This window comes from Microcystis sp. M_QC_C_20170808_M9Col (assembly GCF_007095495.1).
In the GTDB taxonomy this organism is placed as follows: domain Bacteria; phylum Cyanobacteriota; class Cyanobacteriia; order Cyanobacteriales; family Microcystaceae; genus Microcystis; species Microcystis aeruginosa.
In genome coordinates, this window is record NZ_SFBZ01000220.1 from 1 (window position 1) to 16981 (window position 16981).

At 43.4% G+C, this 16981-nt stretch carries 16 protein-coding genes; 3 read left to right on the forward strand and 13 right to left on the reverse strand.

The window, feature by feature from the left end; genetic code table 11:
- Positions 1 to 202 precede the first annotated feature (202 nt).
- Together pgeF and fmt are read left to right on the forward strand one after the other, a co-directional pair.
- Positions 203 to 997 (forward strand): peptidoglycan editing factor PgeF, encoded by a 795-nt coding sequence (gene pgeF, locus EWV68_RS12865; RefSeq protein ID WP_002759681.1) that lies wholly within the window; start codon positions 203 to 205, stop codon positions 995 to 997.
- Between the two features lie 60 nt (positions 998 to 1057).
- Entirely contained in the window at positions 1058 to 2035 is a 978-nt protein-coding gene (fmt, locus tag EWV68_RS12870) for a methionyl-tRNA formyltransferase (RefSeq protein WP_287170007.1), read from the forward strand.
- A 29-nt stretch (positions 2036 to 2064) separates the two neighbouring features.
- Here fmt and EWV68_RS12875 read toward each other — a convergent pair whose 3' ends face one another.
- A complete protein-coding gene (locus tag EWV68_RS12875) occupies positions 2065 to 2445 on the reverse strand; it encodes a cyclic nucleotide-binding domain-containing protein (protein ID WP_287170008.1) in 381 nt (126 codons plus the stop codon).
- 138 nt (positions 2446 to 2583) lie between these two features.
- On the reverse strand, positions 2584 to 3390 hold the full coding sequence (locus tag EWV68_RS12880; RefSeq protein WP_287170009.1) for a TlyA family RNA methyltransferase: 807 nt from the start codon (positions 3388 to 3390) through the stop codon (positions 2584 to 2586).
- Between the two features lie 139 nt (positions 3391 to 3529).
- Between EWV68_RS12880 and EWV68_RS12885 the strand changes: the two genes are divergently transcribed.
- On the forward strand, positions 3530 to 3751 hold the full coding sequence (locus EWV68_RS12885) for a hypothetical protein (RefSeq protein ID WP_002796056.1): 222 nt from the start codon (positions 3530 to 3532) through the stop codon (positions 3749 to 3751).
- A gap of 312 nt (positions 3752 to 4063) precedes the next feature.
- Here the strand turns inward: EWV68_RS12885 and EWV68_RS12890 are convergent, their stop codons facing one another.
- From EWV68_RS12890 to gltX, 11 genes are all read right to left on the reverse strand, one after another.
- Positions 4064 to 4894, reverse strand: coding sequence for a metal ABC transporter permease (locus tag EWV68_RS12890; protein WP_287170011.1), 831 nt, complete (start codon positions 4892 to 4894; stop codon positions 4064 to 4066).
- 232 nt (positions 4895 to 5126) lie between these two features.
- Positions 5127 to 6485, reverse strand: coding sequence for a thioredoxin-disulfide reductase (gene trxB, locus EWV68_RS12895; protein WP_002759688.1), 1359 nt, complete (start codon positions 6483 to 6485; stop codon positions 5127 to 5129).
- A 135-nt stretch (positions 6486 to 6620) separates the two neighbouring features.
- Positions 6621 to 6998 (reverse strand): hypothetical protein, encoded by a 378-nt coding sequence (locus EWV68_RS12900; RefSeq protein ID WP_287170012.1) that lies wholly within the window; start codon positions 6996 to 6998, stop codon positions 6621 to 6623.
- The gene (locus tag EWV68_RS12905) at positions 6970 to 7557 is read right to left on the reverse strand and encodes a Panacea domain-containing protein (RefSeq protein ID WP_287170013.1); all 588 of its coding nucleotides are present in this window, start codon (positions 7555 to 7557) and stop codon (positions 6970 to 6972) included. The genes EWV68_RS12900 and EWV68_RS12905 overlap by 29 nt, the downstream gene beginning before the upstream one ends.
- Before the next feature lie 125 nt (positions 7558 to 7682).
- Positions 7683 to 8462 (reverse strand): HAD family hydrolase, encoded by a 780-nt coding sequence (locus tag EWV68_RS12910; protein ID WP_287170014.1) that lies wholly within the window; start codon positions 8460 to 8462, stop codon positions 7683 to 7685.
- 203 nt (positions 8463 to 8665) lie between these two features.
- A complete protein-coding gene (locus EWV68_RS12915) occupies positions 8666 to 9034 on the reverse strand; it encodes a SpoIIAA family protein (RefSeq protein WP_079209335.1) in 369 nt (122 codons plus the stop codon).
- A gap of 219 nt (positions 9035 to 9253) precedes the next feature.
- Positions 9254 to 10651, reverse strand: coding sequence for a calcium-binding protein (locus EWV68_RS12920; protein ID WP_287170015.1), 1398 nt, complete (start codon positions 10649 to 10651; stop codon positions 9254 to 9256).
- Between the two features lie 511 nt (positions 10652 to 11162).
- A complete protein-coding gene (locus EWV68_RS12925) occupies positions 11163 to 12161 on the reverse strand; it encodes an AvaI/BsoBI family type II restriction endonuclease (RefSeq protein WP_353737389.1) in 999 nt (332 codons plus the stop codon).
- Positions 12134 to 13546: a DNA methyltransferase gene (locus EWV68_RS12930; protein ID WP_287170018.1), complete on the reverse strand. Its 1413-nt coding sequence runs from the start codon at positions 13544 to 13546 to the stop codon at positions 12134 to 12136. The genes EWV68_RS12925 and EWV68_RS12930 overlap by 28 nt, the downstream gene beginning before the upstream one ends.
- Positions 13547 to 13676: 130 nt before the next feature.
- Positions 13677 to 14759, reverse strand: a complete 1083-nt coding sequence (locus EWV68_RS12935; protein WP_061430821.1) for an ATP-dependent 6-phosphofructokinase — start codon at positions 14757 to 14759, stop codon at positions 13677 to 13679.
- Between the two features lie 709 nt (positions 14760 to 15468).
- A complete protein-coding gene (gltX, locus tag EWV68_RS12940; RefSeq protein ID WP_287170020.1) occupies positions 15469 to 16911 on the reverse strand; it encodes a glutamate--tRNA ligase in 1443 nt (480 codons plus the stop codon).
- Positions 16912 to 16981: the final 70 nt, after the last annotated feature.

Sequence of the window (16981 nt, forward strand, 5' to 3'; positions counted from 1 at the left end):
TCAGGGACTTTTTCCCTGAAAATTAGGTAATTGACCCCCTCAAAATCGGTAAAACCCCACACCCCACACCCTACACCCTACACCCTGCCCCTAGGAAAAACTTTTTCAGCAGACCCTAAATAATCTTCCGGTTGCCGTTTGCCAAGCTCAGAACTAGGATAGGAAAGAACGAGGTATTAATGCAGCAAGAGAGGTTTAGACTGTGACCAATGTAGCGATCGATGTCCGATTAACCGAGACTTCTCTGTGGCAATGGCAAATATGGCAAGGATTGCCCTATCTTACCTGTAATCTCCTAGAGGACTGGTCCCACGGCTTTTTTACCCGTCATTATTACCCCCAAACCCCGGAAGCTTTTACGGCTGCTCTGGGGGCAAATGTACCGGTTTATCGCGTCAAACAGGTACATGGCGATCGCCTATTAAATCCCCAAGGAATTACTAACCCGGAAATTGTCGAAGCGGATGGAATTATCACCGATGCTTCCGGTCAAGGGATTTGGGTGGCCAGTGCTGATTGTACGCCTGTACTAATAGGCGATCGCTCTACTGGTGTTGGGGTGGCGATTCATTCTGGATGGAGAGGGACGGCCAAAAGGATAGTTCCCAAAGCAGTAAAGCAGTTATTAAACTCAGGTAGTTGTTTAGATAACTTAGTGCTGGCCCTGGGGCCGGCAATTGCCGGGGAAGTGTATCAAGTAGAGGCAGAAGTTGCCGTAGAAGTGGGTTTAAGTTTATTCCCCCAAGAAACCAATCCCGACCAAATTCTGGCGAATTTATTGAACCTGTCCCCCTCCCCCTTATTTGCTGACGAGGAAAAAGGGAAAGTGCGCTTAGACGTGCGACGGGTGATTTATCATCAACTACAACAGTTAGGAATTCGGGATGAACAAATTGCGATCGCTCCTTTTTGTACCTATCAACAAGAGGATCATTTTTTCTCCTATCGTCGGGAAAAAGCCAAAAAAATTCAATGGTCTGGCATAGTTAGCCGTTAATAACTCGGTGGACATTCACTGATTACTGCTCACTGATAACTGAAAAATCCCCCCTCTCCCATGCGTATTGTTTTTTTCGGAACCCCGACTTTTGCTGTTCCCACCCTAAAAAAATTATTAGCCAATTCCGATATAGAAATAATTGCCGTCGTTACCCAACCGGACAAGCGCCGGGGAAGGGGCAATCAATTAATCCCCTCACCGGTGAAACAAATAGCCATAGAACAGCAAATACCGGTTTTGCAGCCCAAAAGTGTCAAAAAAAACGCTCGAACCTTAGATTTTCTCAGACAATCGCGAGCGGACGCTTTTGTAGTCGTTGCCTACGGACAAATTCTCTCCCCAGAAATTCTAGAGATGCCGAGATTAGGCTGTATTAACGTTCATGGCTCAATTTTACCGAAATATCGGGGAGCAGCCCCCGTGCAGTGGTGCATCGCTAGGGGAGAAAAAGAAACCGGCATTACCACCATGTTAATGGATGCGGGCATGGATACCGGACCGATGCTACTGAAAGCCTACACCCCGATCGCTCTTTTTGACAATGCCGAACAGGTGGGAGCAACCCTAGGACAAATGGGGGCGGATTTGCTCCTAGAAACCCTCTCTAAGCTCGATCGAGCAGAAATTACCCCAATTCCTCAAAATAACGACGATGCCACCTATGCCCCTTTAATTCAAAAATCTGACTATCTAATCCACTGGCAAGATTCGGGCCGGAGAATTCACGATCGAGTCCGGGGTTTTTATCCTCATGCGCTGACCACTTTACGGGGACAACCCCTAAAAGTGATGGCGACTATTCCCCTAGAGGATCTCGGTCAACTTCCTCCAGAATTACAGACAAAAGACCTTTCTCATCTAAGCGGAGAAGTGGGAGCGATCGTGGCTCTCTGGAAAAATTTCGGGCCGGTAGTGCAGACGGGTGAGGGTTTATTATTATTAAAAGAAGTGCAATTATCGGGAAAATCACCGCGTTCTGGTGGGGATTTGGTCAATGGTTCCCGTTTAACTATCGGTGAGATTTTCGGTCAATAGTTTTCAGGGGATGGCTTTCCTTTGCTCCTCTATGCTTCACCGGTGAAGATTTTTTTCAACTTGCGAAAGCGATCGGAATAACTTCTTAACACTTCGATCGCAAACATGGGAGTTTCCTGCACGGCAAATAAAAACTGCGGTTGATTGAGATAGGCTAATTTACAATCAGTTTTGGCAATAGCTGTGGATTCTCGCAGTTTATCCCCATGCAGGAGCGCTCCTGCTCCGAATACATCCCCTTTTTCTAGAGTTTCTATCAATTGTCCCTTGATATACATCTCCACTTCTCCGCTAAGAATACCGTACATTAACTCGCCCTCCGTGCCATCTACAAAAATAACTTCACCAGCTTGAAAAGTGCGATCGGGATGATTTTCGAGAATTTTAATCGTTTCTACGGGACTTAACATGATTTAACAATAATTTTTTCGGGTTATCTCTCCCATTTTCCAATACATTGAACTCCCCGATCATCGTTTTTGTATGTAAGAATACATCTCCCCACACCCCACACCCCACACCCCCACTTCCTTGAGAAAATACCTGGTTTAAAACTGTTCGATCGCTGCTTGCGTAATTTCTGCGATCGCCGCTAAACTGGGACTGACTTGGCCGATATCGGTGGATAACCAGAGAAGATACTCGACGTTACCCGCAGGTCCGGTAATGGGAGACCAAGTTAAACCCCGATAGAACCATCCTAGGGCTTCGGCGGCCTGTAAAACCTGAAAAATTGCCCCTGCTTGGTCTTGGTAGTCGCGAACTACCCCTTTTTTGCCGACTTTTTCCCGTCCCACCTCGAATTGGGGTTTGACTAATAAAATCGCTTCTCGCGGTGGATTTAATAGCGTCCACAGGGTCGGCAAAACTTTGGTCAGAGAAATAAAGGACAGATCCATAACTGCTAAATCGGCGGGTTTTTCTGGTCCGTATAACTTTTCCGGGGTTAAATAGCGAAAATTAGTTCTTTCTAGTAAAATAACCCGTTCATCCTGCCGTAAACTCCACGCCACTTGTCCATAACCCACATCAACCCCATAAACCCGTTTTGCCCCTTTTTGCAAGAGACAATCGGTAAATCCCCCCGTGGAAATGCCCCCATCTAAACAAATGCGATCGCAGACATCGATGGCAAACAATTCTAAGGCCTTAGCTAATTTTTCGCCCCCCCTTGACAAATAGGGCAGTTTCTGCTTAACCTCGATCGCCGCTTCTGGATCGATTTCTGTGGCAGGTTTATCGATGATTTGGTGATTGACTTTCACCTCTCCAGCGCGAATTAATCGCTGTGCCTGTTGACGGGAATCACAGAGATTTTTGGCTACTAATAATAAATCTAATCTTTGTTTCGGCAAGGAAGGCCTCCCAATAATCAGCGCCTAATTCTAAAAAATACCTTATTTTTCCGCAAGCAATCCCAGAAGGAAGATTATAAGTAAAGATAGGGACAAGCGGAACCCATCAGCTAAATTTTCGCTGCCATCCCGATATTTTATGGATAAAGAGACTCGATTCGCCATTTTAGTTATTGGCATCCCCTTTCTAGGACTAGCTTACTGTGGCTTGATTTTTGCCGTGATGATTTATTGGGTGTGGGCCCGGGAACATCCCGTAACCATGGCCACTTTTTTCGTCCTTGCTCCTTCTTTGATTTCTGGCTCTATCTGGCTGTTAGCCTCCTATAAAGCCCGTCAAAAGCAGCGTTTAGGGTTATAATTGGCAGGACTATCCCATCGCCCTCTAGAGAACAACTAATGTGGGGCAATGTGGAGGTGAATTGCGGTTCTTCGTTACTTGGTATGGTTCGATAGGGGGTCATAAATCGACTAAATCCTTATCTGGTAAGAGACTTAATTGATTAGTTCGCTCTAGATCAAAAACAATTGACAGAAATCGCTAAATGCCTTTCTATATAAGTGTTTCATCCCTTATAACCCCCGTCCATTGCATAACAATTACCGAAGAGCCTGAATTGCTTTCATCCTCCCCTAGATAACTTTTTCTGATCACCACAACTAGGGGAGAGCCTTAAAGATGAGATACTTTTCTGGTGATAGTGAGCATCAAAGGTTTCCAAGTAAGACTGATTAAATAGCCCGATCCTGCCACTAAAATAATTGTCGCCCCTGAGGTGAGATTTAAACTATAGGATAACCACAAACCCACTAAAGTAAAGACAATTCCTAAAATAATCGCTAGGATCATCATTCCCTTCATATTTTTAACAAATTGTCCACTGATAGCGGCGGGAATAGTTAATAAAGCAATTACCATAATTAATCCTACCACCTGCATTACTGCGACAATAGTTAAAGCGGTTATTCCCATTAAACCTAAATAAATTATCTCCACGGGAATATTACGAATAATCGCAAAAGTTTCATCAAAAGATATGGCTAATAACTCTTTATAAAAGATACTAACTAAGGCTATAATTAATATATCTATGCCCGCCATTATCCATAAATCATCCCTCGGTACAGTTAAAATACTACCGAAAAGATAACTCATTAAATCAGCTTTATAACCGGGGGTTAAATCAATAAAAATTACCCCAATCGCCATACCAATCGCCCACATAACCCCGATTAAAGTATCGGCTCTCTCCCGGATGCGACGCTGTAAAAAACCCATGCCTAAAGCCGAAAAAAAGGTAAAAAATATCGCCCCCACCAGGGGATTAATCCCAAAAAAATAACCGATTCCTATCCCTCCATAGGCAGCGTGAGCGATTCCACCACTGATAAAAACCACGCGATTAACTACTACCAAAGTACCGACAATCCCACAGGCAATACTAACTAATATTCCTGCGGCAATCGCATGGCGCATAAAATCAAATTGTAAGGCCTCTAGCATAGGATGTGGAGTGTGGGGTGTGGGGTGTGGGGGGCAGGGTGTGGGGTGTGGGGTGTGGGAAGTGGGGAGTGGGGTGTGGGGAAGTGGGGAAGTGGGGAAGTGGGGGAGTGGGGGAGTGGAGCATTTGGATGAAATTTCCCTATCACCCTATCACCCTATCACCCCAAAACCCTATCACCCTATCTCCTAACGACCGACTCCTGACTCCTGACTCCTGACTCCTGATAACTGATTATTGATAACTTTCAATTACTTGACGAAAATCGCTTTTTTGTTTGACTCCGCGCATTTCTTTTACTAATTCCCGGTCCTTAAAGAATTGTACCGTGGGGGTCCCGGTTACTTGACCCATTTTGGCAATTTCTGGGTCAGCTTCGATGTCAATTTCCACAAAATAAATTTTGCCATCGTACTCATCGACCACTTTATCTAAAATCGGTTTCAGGGTTTTACAGGGGCCACAGGTGGGAGAAACATATTTTACCATTAACAAGCGATCGCCATCATGGAATAATTTCCGCAAAGCATAACCCCCAACGTGACGGGTTTTGTGAATATCAAAAGTTTCCTCCGTATCGGCCGGGGTTTCGCTAACGGTTTTCGTCTCGTAATGTTCAGAAGTGGCTGATTGACGGTATTCTTGGATTAAATTATGCTCCGATAACCATCTTTCTGCCAATAACGCCGCCATACACCCCGTACCTGCGGCAGTGATTGCCTGACGGTATTCGTGGTCCTGCACATCTCCGGCGGCAAAAACCCCCTCGACGCTGGTAGCAACAGTCCCCGGTTTGACTTTCACATAACCCACCTCGTCTAATTCTAGTTGTCCTTGGAATAGGGAAGTATTGGGAGTGTGACCGACGGCATAAAATAACCCTCTAACGGCTAATTCACTGATTTCTCCCGTTTGCGAGTTTTTAATGCGTAATCCTGCCATTTTACTGCCTGTACCGAACACATCCACCGCTTGGGTGTGAAAATGAACGGTAACTTTCGGATTATTTAACACCCGGTCCTGCATTGCTTTCGAGGCGCGCATCGCTTCCCCGCGAATTAATAAATGGACGTGGGAGCCGTATTTAGTTAAATATACGGCTTCTTCTGCCGCCGAGTCACCGCCACCGATGACAGCGAGGTTTTCCTCTCTAAATATCGGTGTAGCACCGTCACAGATAGCACAAGCGGAAATGCCGTTACTCCAGAATTGGGCCTCGCTGGGTAATCCTAAGCGTTTGGCAGTGGCTCCTGTGGCGATAATAATACTATTGGCCTTAACTTCCCGGTCCGTGGAACGAATGGTAAAAGGACGCTGACTTAAATCCACCGAGATAACATCTTCGGTATAGCATTGGGTCCCCCATCTTTCGGCCTGTTCCTTCATTCTTTCCATCAGCTTCGGACCGGTGATTCCTTCGGGAAAACCGGGGAAATTTTCTACTTCTGTGGTGGTCATCAATTGTCCCCCCGGAATGCCTCCCGCTTGGAAACCCTCAAACATCAAGGGTTTTAAGTTCGCACGCGCCGCATAAATCGCCGCCGTATATCCCGCCGGTCCCGAACCAATAATGACTAAATTCTCGACAGTCATAACCGTAAATGCAACTCATAACGACTACGCTTTTTAGTATAGCAGATAATGTCGGGTGGGTTAGACGACGATAAGTTAGATAGTTTACCCATCAGTTTAATATGCGTCCTAACCTACCAAGAAGTAGATTTCTGCCTAAAAATCCAGAATATCTCGGATAATAGCTTTTAAATCGGCATCAGCAGGACGTTTGACAAACTGCTCATGGCTGTAAATCCAAACCAGTTTAATTGTGTAGGTAGTCGCGCTCACCAAATACATTAATCTAATTTGCCCCGCAGCACCTTTTGAAACCTGGATATCGAGCTTGTGAAAAGTCCAGCCTTCCGGCAACTGAATTTTCCCCGGTAGAGGTTCCTGGCGGGAGTTATGGGGATATTGGTCATCGATTAAATCCTCTAAAGTTTTGGCAATAAGTTCAACAAAGCTATTTTTGTGAACTTTTGCCAGTTTTTTGAAAGAGCGCTCGAAGTTGTCAGAAGATTCAATCGAGAAGGGAATTGAGCCAGTCATGCACTTCTCCTTTCCCAATAGGATGAGAAGATTCCGTCGCCAATGCCTCCTTCAAAACTTCAGACATGGCCGGTTTGTAGGCAGGGTGTTCCTGTTCTATCAAATCAAGCTTTTGATAACCTAATGCTTTCATATCATCAAGGAGAATTGGCTCTGTGGAACTTTCTTCTGGTGGCAGACCTTTACGAGCCTTTTTCCAAGGAAATTCCGCGTGAGTCATATCACTCAACCGATAGGCGTGGTAGTTACCGAAATATTGCCAAATTTCTGCTAAAAGTTCTTTTTTCTCCGATGGCAGCCCAGATAAGGATTCTTGGCGAGGAATTGGTAATTGTTCAGCCTCAAAATCACTGTAGAACTTATAAGCAGCAGGACAAACCGGACCGTAACGCCATGCTTGAATTTCCTCCTTAAACAATGGTTCATCGTATAGGGCCAAATGCAAGCTCTGTGCATAATATAAAAGCTTTTGGACTTTCATATTAGTCATTTCAGCGTCCATACCATCCTCGTAAGCTCTGATAATAAAGTAGCGAGCCACAGTCAGGCAGTCAATCATAGCTCCACAAAATTTCTAAAATATCGACCTATGACCATTGTAGAAGAAATTGACAATTAGTACAAGTGTATAAAGAAAGCTTAACAATGCTCATGGGGTAATGGGCGAAGTTTTAATATTTTTCGTCACCGACTCTGCCAGTGGGTAAAGTCTGCCGCAAATTGAGCTAGGGATAACAGCTTAATACGGGTATCTTGAGCAACTTTTTGGCGCATTTGAGCCGTATTATATCCCCAATCGGCTAAATATAAGCCCACATCGTTTAAATCGGCTTGTTGCTGTACTAATTCCAACGCATCGAGACGATCCTCGACAAACCACAAATTAGCGGGAGATTCTGGTAAATCAGCTAGTATTTGCTGAATAGTCAGGTATTTTGGCTGTTTAATTTCCTTGCCAATTAATCTCGCTGCCGGAAAATTAATTGCTACTTTTTGTAACAATTGCTTGACAAAACGGCTTTCTTTTGTAGTGATAATATAAACCAAAAAATCCGAGTCTAAAAGAGAGGCCAGGCGATCGATCGCGGGTTGATAAAATTGATGTAAGGCTAACCAAGACTCTAGATCCGACTCAATCCATCGATCCCTAAGACCATCGAGAGCATTTGAGAAAACTTTTTTCGCTATTTTCTCCTTTTCTAGCAGATTTTGCCGAATTGACGGCCAATTATTTAAAGCTTCCTCGTCGGGAATACCGAGAACGAGCGATCGCAACAGTAAAGGCATTTCCCAACCGGTTTCGATAACGGGACGAAGTTGCGAAAAACTAGGGAAAAAATCCTCGGGAATTATTTCCGGCCAAAGGGTTTCATAGGTGCGTTTGCTAATCTGAAAATACTCGATCATGCCATCACAAAGAACACCATCAAAATCCAGTGCTAGAATGCGGGGGGATTGACTCATAAATGCTGGTTTAATCTCAATAATGGCAGTATAGCGCAGCGAAAATTAAAAAATTGTCTGGTACATCATGCTATTAGCTATTCTTTGCTTCATCGTTGATATAACATAGCTGTCTCCATCGGTCTAACCGTGTATTAGACACCTCCAAAATTCAGGCTAGATTGAGGTTAATTGCTGGAGATGTCTATTGTACTGTCAGAGAATCAGGAGCCGCCCAAGACCCATTGGGTCGCTACCTCAGTTTCCCCCCAAGGGAACTGCCTGACTTCAGCGGCGACAAAGTGGGAAGCCAGACTTTCAATCAGTTTAACCAGAGTGGAATCAGTCACCACTGCAACCTTACTGACGTACTTGTGATGGTCGCGTATCAGCCGGAAATGAGCGACCAAGGCACCAAAACTCTCCCAACCAGTGAACGTGGGAACTTCGATGATTACGCCAGCAAGGCCACCAGTGGCTTCAATGTGGGGGTCCACTGCCTCCGCAATCTTGATGAAATCTTCCGCCGCAAGTGCAGATGTAGGTTGCATATACAGAATGCTATGCGCCGCGTCTAAATTATAATCTATCATAGTTTGCCTCTCCCAAATGGTCGAAGTCTAACTATATACTATCACAAATAGTGGGACCAAGATTGAGGGAAAATTAACAAGCGATCGCAGAAAATAACCACAAAGACACAAAGACACAAAGATTAGGCTGGTTAATTCTTCTTGCCATCCAATCAGAATTGGGGTGGATTAGGCTGTGCCTAACCAACCCAACTGGACCAATTGATTGGGGAGATGAAGTTAAATAAAGTTACCTGCCACCAGATTATTACTATTAACCAATCCCAAAAGAACCGAGGAAGCGTTGCCTGAAAAAGCAGCCCCAGTACCTTGAATAATCAGTGTATCTGAGCCAACACCATCAGCGCTGATGGTGAAGACATTACCACTGTAGCTACCAGAAAGGTAGTAGTTTGTACCGGAAACCAGACTAGCAATTGAAACCCCAATCGCGGATATTGCGGAACTCGAGGAATCCAGATCAAGTTTATCTCCCGATGTACCTGTTTCAAAGTCTGAAATGATATCTAAGCCGTTACCAAAAGTAATGGTGTTGCCATCGGTAAAAGTGCCAGGGATGCTTGTTGGTTGGACACCATCTGTAGATCCTTGAGTAAATGTATCTACACCGGCCCCACCTGTTAAGCTGTCGCTACCATTACCTCCCAGGAGAGTATCTATACCATCATTGCCTAGTAAGGTATCGTTACCAGCCCCTCCCCTCAGACTATCATTACCAATACCCCCATCAAGACTATCAGTACCCTGAAGTCCCCCGAGTGTATCATTACCGTCCCCACCTAGTAAGGTATCGTTGTCATCACCCCCCTCAAGACTATCACTACCACTACCCCCATCCAGATAATCATTTCCTTCCAGTCCCTGGATTAGGTCGATACCACTACCCCCATAAAGAGAATCATTTCCTTCACCCCCATCAAAAGCATCATTACCATTACCGCCGAAGATGGTATCGTTACCAGTTCGACCTAATATGCTGTCATCACCATCACCCCCATCAACATAATCATCACCCCCCAAGGCAAAGATCGTATCGTTACCGGCTCCACCTAATATGGTGTCATTAGCGTTCTGACCTGCCAGATTATCGTTAAAGGAACTGCCAATCAGTTTGTAGTTGTCGGTGCTAGTCAGAGCGGGATCGTTAGCACTATAAAACCGATCATTAGATGCAGCTTTAGTCAATGATGAACTCGGCGGCATTGTCAGGATATGAGTAGCAGGTCCGGTAACAAAGGGAGAGATGATAAAAGTATCGGTGTTGGCAGCAAGGTCGTAGGTATTGGTAAAACTAGAGCGATAGCCACTAATAGTCCCAGTTGAATCAGTACCATCGCCATTACGCAGTCGCCAAGCGGTTCCAGTAATATTAAATGGACTGTTTCCAGGGGCTAGTCGCCCTACAGAAGTCAGATTCCTCCCAGTTGCTCCAGTGGGAATTGAGCCGGTAATATATTGGGGTCTAGTGTTTAGAAAGTTGCTGTCTATAAAAAAGAGCAGGGCGCGCCTGAAACCCCAACCCTCACCAGTGATGGTTCCCATATTAATTACTACCCCGCCGGTGGGTAGCAGGGTTGTAGATGTTAGGGTTTTCGCAGAAAATGTATAAGTAGCCATGATCTAATTACCTCCTAAAGTACGTTTATTGGCAGGCTATCAGTAATTGACAAAATTGTCAAGCATTTTACCAAATCAGAAGATAGTTTTGAATCTGCTGATTTAAGATATAAATCTTCTTTTATCGGACTTTTAAAACCTAGACTAAAAATAACTTTTGGAACTGTAAAAAATTGGCATTCATCCCTTGATTCAGCAAGGCATTTTGATTACATCAATTACTGGTCAAGGAAGATAGCTCATGGTTCAAAGTTTTAGGAATCGATCGAGATTGTTGATTTCTAATACCAATTCTCCAAAGTCTGACTACAGAAGTTTAATCCCCCTAAATCCCCCTTAAAAAGGGGGACTTAAATTCGATGTGTAGTTTTTATTTAGAGAAATGGTATAACAATCTTTCTGCTACATTAACTGAACTATTAATTATTTAGGTTTACTGGCGAAATTGCCGAAAAATAATTATCAAAATTTATCTTTATTTGAGGGGTATTTTTCTAGATATTAATTAAGGTTAAAGATGGCATAGCCAACGCATAATTGAAACCAGTTGATTATCATTGGTTAAGTTAGCGGCATTGGTGAGTTTTTTCGTCTCTAATTGCTGATAAATTTCCCTAGCCATTTTTGTTTCAATAGCAGCGCCGATAAAAAAAGTATAAGGATGCTTAGAGATTTTTCTCAAAGCATAATCAATTCTCTGCAAAGCAGTACGAGCAGTTTTCCAATGTTCATCTGCTCCTGCGGGATCAATCCCACCTTTCAATTCTCCCAAAGCAATGTATAAATCAGCAGATTGTAAGGTTTGTTTTTTGATTTTTTGATTAGCTAATTGCGTCGAATCACATTTTAAAAGGCACAAATCAATATTGTTGTTATTAACAATGGGAACATTGACATTATAAATTATTGTTCTTGGTTGGCTGTTATTTAACCAGCTAACACCTCTAACCAAGATTTCTAGATTAGGTGTCATTTCTTCAGCTTCTCTCCATTGATTATTACTAGAATTGAGCCAATCATAAGCAATCCCTGCTACTCTTAAAGTTGCTAATAGAGAACGAGTAAATTTACTTTGAGCTAAGGAGCCACCCGCGTTTCTCATGATTCCTCCTAAAGTGTCACCCCGAATCAATAGAAATCTATAGACTAACTCCTCGACAAAATTAGTCCCCGCAGGTTCCAGAAAATTGACAATTAATTCTTGAATTGCTTCTACCTTGTCTTGGGGATGTACATAATTTTTAGCTTTATCAGAAATTCCCGATGCAGTTAATAAAGCCGCTTGAATATCTGGGATGTTTAGTAAATCTCTAGGATTGTTTACGGTTTGTGCAATAATTTTTAAGGTTCTTGCTTCTGCAATTAAAGGAGTAGCTCTCTGATTTTTTTCTAAGGCTAGAGCAATAAATCCTGAACGGATAGCTTCATAGGTAGTCTCCAAATCACAACTTTGGTTTAAATGCAAGAGATAGGGTTTTTCCATTAAGGCTTTCTCCACACATAAATACATTTTCTTAAAGATTCTCTACCATGACATCCCATTTGCTGACTACTATTACCTTTTCCCTGAGGAACTACTAAAATATTTTCTACTTTAAATCCAATTTCTTCAGCAATTTTTGACAAAATTAAATCTACAGAAATACTAGCTCCCGCATAGCGAACGTTATCATTAATCATACAGAAAATACCCGAGGATTTCATAACCCGAAAGCATTCATAAATTAGACAAGACATTTCCAGAAAATACCCCCTAATCATCCGAGGAATACCATGGTTATTTAAGGCCTTGCTTGATTTTAATTCCTCTAAATAACCTAGGATACTTTCTAATAATTTTTGACGATCAGTTATGGCAATGGCTGGCGACCAATGTTCATTGATTTTTAGTAACTCTTTGGGTTTATTTTCAACAGTGCAACTAAGCATTTGTTGACGTAATTGTTTTAATTGTAGTTGATCTATTCCCAACAGAGCCAATTCCAAAGCGTAGATACGAGTATAATCATAGCGATTACAATAAGGAGGAGAAGTAATAATAGAATCGTATTTTTCTGAGGAAATCTCTGGCAAAATCTCAAGACAAGAACCTTGATATAGTTGAATTTTTCCCCGAGGATAATCTCTAGAAAAAAGTTCCAATTGTTGCTGACTAGGCTCTAAATCTGCGAGAATTTCTCGTAACTTGCTATGTAGGGCAATTTTAAAGTCTAAAATTTTTCCTTTGTCAAATATATTTTTGCCCTGTTGTTTACCAGAACGATAATCCCAACGGAGGTATTGACCATCTTTTCTAGTATAGCTAATTGATTCGAGAATAGAAAGTAAGGCAAATTTTAAGATCGCTTGCACTCGCTCATTCTCTTGGGCAATCAACCCTAAGTAACTTTCTATACAAGCCTGATTTTCTTGGGGATATGCTCCTTGAGTAATTGGTAATTCTAATAACTTAACTTTGTCATCTACTTGTTGCCAAAGGCTATGGTTAGACCAGTACTCTAGACGATGTATATCATCACTATTTAAGCCATTTTCTAAAATTTGTCTAGTAATAATTAATTCTTGTCCAATCGGCAATAGTTCTATTCCATCTGCTGATAAACCCCTGGCCGCCGCCGCAAATAAAGTTGTTCCGCTGCCAGCAAAAGGGTCTAGTATTTTTCCTTGTTTGATACCATATTTTTCCAGAAGATAAACTATCAGATCAACGGAAAAACCCTCTTTATATTTATACCAGCGATAAACTGGTTGGTTCTTATTGCCTTGAAAACTCACTAGAGTACGAGATAATTGCTCAGAATCAAGTAATTTGTCTTGAAAATAATTAAATAATTCTCGATCGAGATTGTTGATTTCTAACAATCTTTCTGCTACATTAACTGAACCATTAATCATTTAGGCTTACTGGCGAAATTGCCGAAAAATAATTATCAGAGTTTATCTTTATTTGAGGGGTAATTTTAATCGGTGGGGAAAGGGCGATACTTAAGGATTAATTCTCGCACCGATTCCCCTAGATTTAATCTCAATCCCCTAGACAAATACCCAAACCCCTGGCGGTTTTGACTAAAGTTTCTTCGGGATCGACGACGCGATAGGTTTTAATCGCCTCCTCAATGGGAACACTGACCACTTGCCGATTTTGCCAGGCCACCATGCGATCGAATTCTCCTCGGGCGATCAAATCCACGGCCGCCACGCCAAAAGCCGCCCCCAGTAAGCGATCTATCGGAGAAGGAATGCCCCCCCTTTGAATGTGGCCCAGGAAAGTCACTCTCGTTTCGGCCCCGGTTTCCCTGGCAACTTCTTCGGCTAAATAGCGACCGATACCCCCGAGACGATCTTCTCCTAGGGCTTCCTTTTGCACTAGGCGATTGCCAGTTTCGGTACGCACAGCCTCGGAGACAATAATCAGAGAAAACTGTTTATCCATACGCTGCCGTTGCCGGATCTTCTCGCAGATCTTCTCTAATCGGTAGGGAATTTCAGGAATGAGAATGATATGGGCCCCCCCCGCAATACCGGCAGCCAGGGCGATATGGCCGGCATCTCTACCCATAACTTCTAGAATCATTACCCGGTTATGACTAGCGGCGGTAAAATGGAGGCGATCGAGGGCTTCTGTGGCGATATTAGTAGCTGTATCGAAGCCGATGGAGACTTCTGTAGCTCCCACATCATTATCGATGGTTTTGGGGATACCAATCAGATTAATGCCTCCCTGTTGGGCGATACGGCGCAAAATCGCCAGACTACCATCGCCACCGATGCCGATCAGGGCATCCAGTCCCAGACTATGATAGCCGTCGATGATGTCCTGAGAGCGATCGATCAGGGTTCCATCCGGCATCGGGAAAGCGAAGGGATCCCCCTTATTGGTAGTACCGAGAATTGTTCCTCCCATCACCAACAGGCGATCGACTCCTTCAATATCAAAGATCGTGGTTTTGGGGGGACGGTTAACTAATCCGTTCGTTGCTTCTCGAATACCCACCACTTCCCAGCCATAATTGCCACTGGCATGGTGGACCACGGCACGAATGGCGGCATTTAAACCCGCACAGTCGCCACCACTGGTGAGAATTCCAATTCGTTTTTTTTCACCCATAGGTTTTTGTCAGGAGATCAACAAATCTATATTTAGGGAAAAGTTGCGGATAATGCCTGAAAATTAAGAAAGTTTCTAGATCGTCCCTGACAGTTAGGGGAAAAATCGGGATATTCTGGTTTCTGTGTGGAAACGAGTTTTATACTGATAGTTTCTTCCGCAAAATAGTCCTAATACTAAATCCGTTGAATATAGGGTACATATCAGGAGAGTCACTCCACTTGCGGGAGTGACTCTTAAATGATTACAGATGTGTCAGCAGCTGCGTGTAAGCATCTCACCGAAAAACTAATGCGCGGGGGGTTTGGGGGCGGCGCCACGCCCCCAACGGGGGGTTTGGGGGGTAGAACCCCCCAAAAGCTTGGATTGAGTGATCAAGTCGGAAGTAATACTAAATCCGTTGGGTATAGGCTAAATATCAGGAGAGGCACTCATGCAAAACGGAGAATAAATAATCAGTTTTTAATAACCAGATTTAGTATAAAAGTTCTGCCCGATAAGCACTTCAGGATTCCATAAGCAAAAATTATCACACAAAGTCGAGAAGAGCCAAAACCGAAAACTCCGCCCCATCCCCTCAGTAATCGATCACGAGCAGGGTATGCAGGGCGACACGGATTCCCATTATACTAGAAATTATATAGCAATTCTAGGGAATTTGTCAACCCTAATATACGAGAAATTTTCTGATAACTGATAGCCGATCAATTTAACTATTTACTGCTTGCTGAAGACGGGATAGATCCCAACCTTTTTGATTGAGAAGTAGCCAAGACTGCATTAAATCCGGACCGTGTAACTCCCCCATCAAAGCAGCGCGTAGAGACTTCATCACCAGACCTTTTTTAACCCGATGGGCTTTAGTTGTGGTCTCCACAATTCCCTTGGCAACTTCTCCAGTCAAATCGGGAGTAATAGCGGCGAGAATATCCTTGATAATATCCTTAACTCCCTCTAATTGTAATTGACTCAAAGCCTCCTGATTATAATTAGCCAGAGGGTTTAAAAGTAAGCGACTTTCAGCGACAGCATCGCTTAAACGAGTTAAACTCGGACCGATGAGAGTAGCCAAACCGATCAACCAAGCTCGATCGGTTTCAGCATCAAAATTATACCCCGCTTCTTGCCAGTAGGGGAGAAGTAAAGGCACTAATTCCTCACCGGTTAAACGATGAAGATATTGACTATTAATCCAATCCAATTTCGTCCAGTCAAATTTTGCCCCCGCTTTATTTACCCGTTCTAAACTAAACACTTCTGCGGCCGTTTCAAGGGTAAAAATTTCTTCGGTGGAATCGGGAGGAGTCCAACCGAGGAGAGTCATGTAATTAACCAAAGCTTGCGGCAGAAAACCCAGTTTTCGGAAATCATCGATCGAAGTGACTCCATCCCGTTTAGATAACTTGCGACCCTCCTGATTTAAGATTAAAGGAGTGTGGGCAAACTCCGGCACTTTTGCCCCCAAAGCTTCGTATAAAAGAATTTGTTTAGCCGTATTAGCGATGTGATCTTCCCCACGAATAACATGGGTAATTTCCATATCGATATCATCAACAACTACCGCTAAATTATAGAGAGGCTGCCCGAAGTTTTCCTCCCCATTTTCCGAGGTACGAGCGATCACCATATCCCCCCCCAAATCACTACCTTTCCAGATAACTTTTTCCCGGATTAAATCCTGCCAAATAATTTCTCGATCATCATCAATAATAAAACGAATTACTGCTTTTCTTCCCGCTTGCTCGAATTGAGCTTGTTGTTCGGGGGTGAGATAACGATGACGATTATCGTAACGGGGGGCAAGATTGCGGGCTTTTTGTTCTTCCCGCATTTTTTCCAATTCTTCCGGGGTACAATAACAACGATAGGCTAAACCTCGATCGAGCAGGGTTTGAATGGCCTGACGATAATAATTAAGGCGTTGAGTTTGAAAAAAAGGACCTTCATCCCAATTCAGTCCTAACCATTGTAGGCCCGCTTGAATATTTTCGGTATATTCTGGTCGAGAACGTTCTAAATCTGTATCTTCCACGCGCAAGATAAATTTACCCCGGTGATGACGGGCAAAAAGCCAGTTAAACACGGCTGTGCGCGCTGTTCCAATGTGTAAATTTCCCGTGGGACTGGGGGCAATACGAACTCTCACTGTCACGATTTAACTCCTAGGTTTTTTGCGGCAACGATATCCCATATTATGGCAAATTCACCTAGGCCAACTCGCG

Bases quoted from the DNA above. Each gene is read 5' to 3' on its own strand.
- trxB (WP_002759688.1), bottom strand. From the start codon at position 6,485: ATGACTGTCGAGAATTTAGTCATTATTGGTTCGGGACCGGCGGGATAT.
- EWV68_RS12935 (WP_061430821.1), bottom strand. From the start codon at position 14,759: ATGGGTGAAAAAAAACGAATTGGAATTCTCACCAGTGGTGGCGACTGT.
- EWV68_RS12925 (WP_353737389.1), bottom strand. From the start codon at position 12,161: ATGTATTTATGTGTGGAGAAAGCCTTAATGGAAAAACCCTATCTCTTG.
- EWV68_RS12900 (WP_287170012.1), bottom strand. From the start codon at position 6,998: ATGACTGGCTCAATTCCCTTCTCGATTGAATCTTCTGACAACTTCGAG.
- fmt (WP_287170007.1), top strand. From the start codon at position 1,058: ATGCGTATTGTTTTTTTCGGAACCCCGACTTTTGCTGTTCCCACCCTA.
- EWV68_RS12885 (WP_002796056.1), top strand. From the start codon at position 3,530: ATGGATAAAGAGACTCGATTCGCCATTTTAGTTATTGGCATCCCCTTT.
- EWV68_RS12930 (WP_287170018.1), bottom strand. From the start codon at position 13,546: ATGATTAATGGTTCAGTTAATGTAGCAGAAAGATTGTTAGAAATCAAC.
- EWV68_RS12905 (WP_287170013.1), bottom strand. From the start codon at position 7,557: ATGATTGACTGCCTGACTGTGGCTCGCTACTTTATTATCAGAGCTTAC.
- EWV68_RS12890 (WP_287170011.1), bottom strand. From the start codon at position 4,894: ATGCTAGAGGCCTTACAATTTGATTTTATGCGCCATGCGATTGCCGCA.
- EWV68_RS12920 (WP_287170015.1), bottom strand. From the start codon at position 10,651: ATGGCTACTTATACATTTTCTGCGAAAACCCTAACATCTACAACCCTG.
- EWV68_RS12910 (WP_287170014.1), bottom strand. From the start codon at position 8,462: ATGAGTCAATCCCCCCGCATTCTAGCACTGGATTTTGATGGTGTTCTT.
- EWV68_RS12875 (WP_287170008.1), bottom strand. From the start codon at position 2,445: ATGTTAAGTCCCGTAGAAACGATTAAAATTCTCGAAAATCATCCCGAT.
- EWV68_RS12915 (WP_079209335.1), bottom strand. From the start codon at position 9,034: ATGATAGATTATAATTTAGACGCGGCGCATAGCATTCTGTATATGCAA.